We start from the raw sequence: 6,201 nt of genomic DNA on the forward strand, positions 1-6,201 counted from the left end.
CCCACTAGCATTCCACAGATTCCCAGGGAGGAATTCCATGAAGAAGACGTCCATCAGTACCGCCGTATTCGCCGCCATGCTGGCCACCGTTGCGCTGGTCGGCTGCAAGAAGAAAGAAGACACCGCCGACAACAACGCACAGCCCGCCGCAGCGATGACGCCGGCCGCGCCCGAGCCGATGACCCAGGCTGCACCGCAGCCGATGACCGCCGCCGCCGTCACCGTGTCCAGCGTCACCGTGGGCAAGACCGCCGCCGCCGACAAGAGCGTGGCCACCACGGCGATGTTCTCGCCGAAGGACGACATCATCGTGTCCGTCCGTACCGACGGCACCGCCAGCAATGCGAATGTCGGCGCCAAGCTGACTTTCCAGGACGGCCAGGTGGCCGGTGAGAATTCGCAGACGCTCAACACCACGGCGGCCGAGACCACCAACATCACCTTCAAGAATGCGAAGGGCTGGCCCGCCGGCAAGTACCGCGCGGAAGTTATGGTAGATGGTAAGGCGGCCGGAACGCCGCAAGAGTTCGAGGTCAAGTAAGCCCGCGCCGACTCTCTCCCGGCAACAGGCTCACGATGGACGCAGCCGCGAGGCTGCGTCTTTTTTTATGGGCCGCCGCCGGACCACAGCGTTCCAGTACGTTTGCGTATGGAACGGCTTTGCTCCGGGGGGCTGAAAACGCGACAATGCGTGGGTTTCCCGCCGTGCGCGCCGTTGGTTGGCGCGGTCCCCGGGGAAAGCGCGGGCCTCGCTCTGCGGTGCCCGGCACGCGACACGGTTGCACGCGGCCCGGCATCGCCGACGGCCATCATTCACGAGATCTGCAAGAGAGCCCTGATCCCCCATGTCGAACACGCCCAAGATTCTCTACACGCTTACCGATGAAGCCCCGTTCCTGGCCACGCAGTCGCTGCTGCCGATCGTCGAGGCCTACACCGCCACCGCCGGCATCGCGGTGGAAACCCGCGACATCTCCCTGTCCGGCCGCATCCTGGCGCTGTTCCCGGATTTCCTGAAGGACGACCAGAAAGAAGCCGACCACCTGGCCGAGCTGGGCCAGCTGGCGACGACCCCGGATGCCAACATCATCAAGCTGCCCAACATCAGCGCCTCGGTGCCGCAGCTGAAGGCGGCGATCAAGGAACTGCAGGACCAGGGCTTCGCCCTGCCGAACTACCCCGACGTGCCCTCCGATGACGTCTCGCGCGATATCAAGGCGCGCTACGACAAGGTCAAGGGCAGCGCGGTGAACCCGGTGCTGCGCGAAGGCAACTCGGACCGTCGTGCGCCGCTGTCGGTGAAGAACTACGCGCGCAAGCATCCGCACCGCATGGGCAAGTGGTCCAAGGAGTGCAAGTCGCATGTGTCGTACATGGACGGCGGTGATTTCTACGGCAGCGAGAAGTCGGCCACGCTGGCCAATGCCGGCAGCCTGAAGATCGAACTGCAGCAGGCCGACGGCAAGACCGTCGTGCTCAAGGAAAAGACCGCGGTCAAGGCCGGTGAGATCGTCGATGCGGCGGTGATGAGCCGCAACGCGCTGGCCTCGTTCGTGCAGGCGCAGATCGCCGATGCGAAGGCCAAGGGTGTGCTGTTCTCGCTGCACCTCAAGGCCACCATGATGAAGGTCTCCGACCCGATCATGTTCGGCGTGGTCGTCGAGGAGTTCTACAAGGACGTGCTGACCAAGCATGCCGACGTGCTCAAGCAGGCCGGCTTCGATCCCAACAACGGCATCGGTGATCTGTTCGCGCGCCTGCCGCAGCTGCCCGAAGCCACCCAGGAAGCGATCAAGGCCGACCTGGCTGCCGAGTACGGCAAGCGCCCGGGCCTGGCCATGGTCAACTCCGACAAGGGCATCACCAACCTGCACGTGCCGAGCGACGTGATCGTCGACGCCTCGATGCCGGCGATGATCCGTGACTCGGGCGGCATGTGGAATGCCGAGGGCAAGCTGCAGGACACCAAGGCGGTCATCCCGGACCGTTGCTACGCTGGTGTTTACCAGGCCGTGATCGATGATTGCCGCACCCACGGCGCGTTCGACCCGGCCACCATGGGCTCGGTGCCCAACGTCGGCCTGATGGCGCAGAAGGCCGAGGAGTACGGCTCGCACGACAAGACCTTCCAGATCCCGGCCGACGGCACCGTGCGCGTCACCGACGACGCCGGCAACGTGGTGTTTGAACACGCCGTGCAAACCGGTGACATCTGGCGCATGTGCCAGACCAAGGACGCCCCGATCCAGGACTGGGTCAAGCTGGCCGTCAACCGCGCCCGCCTGAGCAGCACCCCGGCGGTGTTCTGGCTCGATGCCAGCCGTGCCCACGACGCGCAGGTGATCGCCAAGGTCGAGGCCTACCTCAAGGACCACGACACCAACGGCCTGGATATCCGCATCCTGGCGCCGGTGGAGGCGACGGCCTTCTCGCTGGACCGCATCCGCAAGGGTGAGGACACCATCTCGGTGACCGGCAACGTGCTCCGCGATTACCTGACCGACCTGTTCCCGATCATGGAGCTGGGCACCAGCGCCAAGATGCTGTCGATCGTGCCGCTGATGGCCGGTGGCGGCCTGTTCGAAACCGGTGCCGGCGGTTCGGCGCCCAAGCACGTGCAGCAGTTTGTCGAAGAGGATTACCTGCGCTGGGATTCGCTGGGCGAGTTCCTTGCGCTGGCAGCCTCGCTGGAGCACCTGGGCGACCGTTACGACAACGCCGGTGCGACCGTGCTGGCCAAGACCCTGGACCAGGCCAACGGCCAGTTCCTGGACAACGACAAGTCGCCCTCGCGCAAGCTTGGTGGCATCGACAACCGCGGCAGCCACTTCTACATCGCGCTGTACTGGGCCCAGGCCCTGGCCGCGCAGGATGACGATGCCGCACTGAAGGCGCGTTTCGCCCCGCTGGCCAAGGCACTGGCCGACAACGAACAGAAGATCGTTGAAGAGCTGGCCGCGGTGCAGGGCAAGCCGGTGGACATCGGCGGCTACTACCGTCCAGACGTGGCCAAGGCCGCGGCCGCGATGCGTCCGAGCACGACCTTCAACGGTGCGCTGGCCGCGCTGTAAGGTCGGCCTGCCGCACACGCGGTGAGCCATGAAAAACCCGCGCCTCGGCGCGGGTTTTTTGTTGGGCGCAGCATGCCAGGCATCGGTGGCTCCACCGCAGGCTTGGTTGCCCGGAAACCCACGGGTAGAGCCACCCCATGGGGGGCTGCTGCATGGCCGGGCAAGGTCGCAAAAAGCAGCCACGCATGGCGCGGCTCAACCCTGCCAGATTGTGATCGGCATCGTAGGCCGCCTGGTTTCGATGAAGGGCGCGTCAATATCTGTGGTACAGAACTTGCCTTGTCTCCAAAGGGTTTACCGACCCTCGCAACGTGCGGAAGCTTCAATTCAATCTGTGCGATCCATCACTTATGGCCCGATAACCTTGGCATAGGCTATCGACGATCTTTACTGCAGTAAGTGTGATCTTTCACGGCGCAGGGGAAGGCGATGGCCAGGGTGCTGGTGGTGGGATCGGATATCCAGGGAGAGCACGCTTTGCTGCAGCGCCTGCGCGCGGCCGCCGCATTGCCCGCGGACACGGTGCGCAGTTGCCGCGATCTGGACGACTGCGATCTGTTGGTGATCAAGGACACCCCGGCACTGCGCAACGCCGCACTGCGCATGGTGCGCGAACGCCCACGCATCCAGTTCTGGATCGAAGACCAGCAGGGTCGGCTGCGCGATGGTCAGGGCGACCCGCGCAGCACGCTGGATGATCATGCGATCGAACACGCACTGCGGCAGATGCCGGCCGCACCGGCGCCGATCGAGGAACCGATCGCCGCGCGTGGGGCCAAGGCGATCACCCGCGCGCTGCGCGAAAGCCTGCAGTCGCGTCATGGTCACGCGGTGCTGGCGCTGGATGGCCTACCGGTGCTGCTGCTGGATTTCGAGCAGGACCAGATGGTGGTGCCCGACGGCAGCGGCAACGTGGAATTGGCGCAGCTGCTGTCCGATGTGTTCGAGCGCCTTGCGCTGCACGGTATCGCCGGCAAGCGCTACCAGCAGCTGGCTGGCGAGCTGCCACGGCAGTCGCTGCGGCCACTGCTTTGGCAATGGGGGCAACACCCGGCGCACTGGCAGGATCTGGATGCGCGCCTGCAACACCATGCACGCGTGCGCCTGCTGCGCTGGCCTGATTTCCGCGTGCTCGGCCATCAGCACGACAGTTTCCGGTTGTGCTCGCTGCTGCTCAAGCGGCCGTGCAGCGTGGACGAATGTGCCTCGCTGCTGGAGATTCCGCGCGAGGCGGTGCGCGCCTTCGTGCACCCGGCCTATCTGTGCGGGTATGCCGCGCTGGACGCGCCGTCAGGCGGCGGCGGGCTGCTGCGCAGCAACGGTGAGGGCGGCGGCCTGCTCGCCCGGATGTGGCGCAGCGTGCGCCAGCGTGGCGGAGGCTGAGCGTGCGCGAACACAAGATCGTGGTGCTGGGCACCATGGGCTGCGGCAAGTCGACGTTGGTGCGGGCGATCGCCGCTGGTGCGGTCATCGACACCGACGTGCACAACAGCGACCGCCAGGGTGCGGACAAGGCGTCGACCACGGTGGCGATGGACTACGCCGACATCGACCTGCCCAACGGCGACCGCCTGCGGCTGTACGGCACGCCAGGACAGCAACGGTTCGACTTCCTGTGGCCGATCCTGCTGCAGGGGGCCAGCGGCGTGGTCCTGCTGCTGGATGCCACCCGCAGCGCGGCGGTGGACGAGTTGACGGCGTACCTGGCGATGCTGCAGCAGCATGCGGCGCAGGTGCCGGCGGTGATCGGTGTGTCGCGGCTGGACCTGGCTCCGCAGTTCGACCTGGACGCCTGCGCGGCGCAGGCCGGGCGCGAGGGCCGTTGGTTGCCGGTGGTGCCGGTGGATGCGCGTGATCGCGAACAAGGGTTGTGCCTGATGGACGTGCTGATGAGCGAAATGGAAACCGGTGCGCTGGTGGCCGCGCATGGCTGACGGACACGAGGCGCGCCGCCTGGAGCCGGCGTTACGCGAGCGCCTGAGGGCGCACCTGCAGGGCTTTGCCGATGACATCAACGGGGTGCGCAGCGTGGTGCTGGCCAGCGTGGACGGGTTCGCGCTGGTGCCGGCAGCCGGCACCCACGGCAACGGCGAACGACTGGCGGCGATGACCAGCGCGATGCTGGCGTTGGCCGCTGCGGTCGGGCGGGAGCTGGCGCTGGGGCAGCTGGAAGTACTGATGCTCGAAGCCGACGGCGGCAAGGTGCTGATGCTGGCGCTGCCCGCGACGCCGTCACCGCTGCTGCTGATGACCGCGTGTGACGCGCGCTGCGTGATCGGCAAGGTGCTGTGGAGTGCCAAGGAATGTGGCCGCAACATCATGGCCGAACTCAGCGGATCACGAGCCGATCCGCAGGGGAAAACGGGGCTCGATAACCAACGGGGTGCAACATGGCAGGACTCGACGATACCTTGAACGCGCTGATGACCATCGACGGCGCCCAGGCAGTGGCGCTGGTGGATTACGAGAGCGGCATGCTGCTGGGGGAGGCCGGCTCGGGGATGGACATGGAGGTGGCTGCGGCAGGCAACACGGAGGTGATCCGGGCCAAGATGAAGACGGCCGCCTCGCTCAATCTCAACGACACGATCGAAGACATCCTCATCTCGCTGGGCAAGGCGTACCACATCCTGCGCCCGGTCTCGCGCAAGAAGGGTCTGTTCCTGTATCTGGTGCTGGATCGCAACAAGTCCAACCTGGCCCTGGCACGGCGCAAGGTGCAGGACGTGGAGGCCGATCTGGCGCTGTAGGTTCCCTCCGCCGCCGGTCGCGGTGTGGTGGCGACCGGCGGCGCTTTTTTTTCGTGGTTCTTCTCCCAATGCAGGGGAGCGTTCTGCTCGAACGGCGTTGGTAGATCGAGCAGGGCGATACGGATTTGCCCAGGTAGTCCAGGCGACGTGTGGCTGGAGATGTGGCTCCGACTGGGCTTGTCGCGAGCGTGAGGGCCCCGTAGCGGCCGGTAGGCCCCTGGCGCAAATGTCCCCCGGCCTGGCGGCCTCCTCCTTTATTTTGCCCAGGCGCCTACCGGCCGCTACGGGGCTCGGCTTGCGGTGCGCAGGTAGAAGCCAAGCTTCTTTGGCGCTGGTCGGTGGGTCGGGCGCTGGGCGCCCATGCCCTTGGAGGCGAAATA

Annotated in this window: 5 protein-coding genes and 1 pseudogene; all 6 read left to right on the plus strand. The window is 66.1% G+C overall.

Going from position 1 to position 6,201, the window contains the following annotated elements; translation table 11 throughout:
- Positions 1–37 precede the first annotated feature (37 nt).
- The 6 genes and pseudogenes from NR101_RS15610 (at position 38) to NR101_RS15635 (ending at position 5,821) form a co-directional block, all read left to right on the plus strand.
- The gene (locus NR101_RS15610; protein ID WP_256776587.1) at positions 38–541 is read left to right on the plus strand and encodes a hypothetical protein; all 504 of its coding nucleotides are present in this window, start codon (positions 38–40) and stop codon (positions 539–541) included.
- Between the two features lie 304 nt (positions 542–845).
- Positions 846–3,071 (plus strand): NADP-dependent isocitrate dehydrogenase, encoded by a 2,226-nt coding sequence (locus tag NR101_RS15615; RefSeq protein ID WP_256776589.1) that lies wholly within the window; start codon positions 846–848, stop codon positions 3,069–3,071.
- Between the two features lie 429 nt (positions 3,072–3,500).
- A complete protein-coding gene (locus tag NR101_RS15620) occupies positions 3,501–4,454 on the plus strand; it encodes a hypothetical protein (protein ID WP_256776590.1) in 954 nt (317 codons plus the stop codon).
- Positions 4,455–4,456: 2 nt separating this feature from the next.
- Positions 4,457–5,005, plus strand: a complete 549-nt coding sequence (locus NR101_RS15625) for an ATP/GTP-binding protein (RefSeq protein ID WP_256776591.1) — start codon at positions 4,457–4,459, stop codon at positions 5,003–5,005.
- A pseudogene (locus tag NR101_RS15630) lies at positions 4,998–5,411 on the plus strand (roadblock/LC7 domain-containing protein); the annotation flags it as partial. The gene NR101_RS15625 and the pseudogene NR101_RS15630, both read left to right, overlap by 8 nt.
- Before the next feature lie 50 nt (positions 5,412–5,461).
- Positions 5,462–5,821 carry a hypothetical protein gene (locus NR101_RS15635; RefSeq protein WP_256776593.1) on the plus strand — a complete coding sequence of 120 codons (360 nt, stop codon included), beginning with the start codon at positions 5,462–5,464 and terminating at the stop codon, positions 5,819–5,821.
- Positions 5,822–6,201: the final 380 nt, after the last annotated feature.

Source organism: Stenotrophomonas sp. Ste86, from assembly GCF_024519465.1.
Classification (GTDB): Bacteria; Pseudomonadota; Gammaproteobacteria; order Xanthomonadales; family Xanthomonadaceae; genus Stenotrophomonas.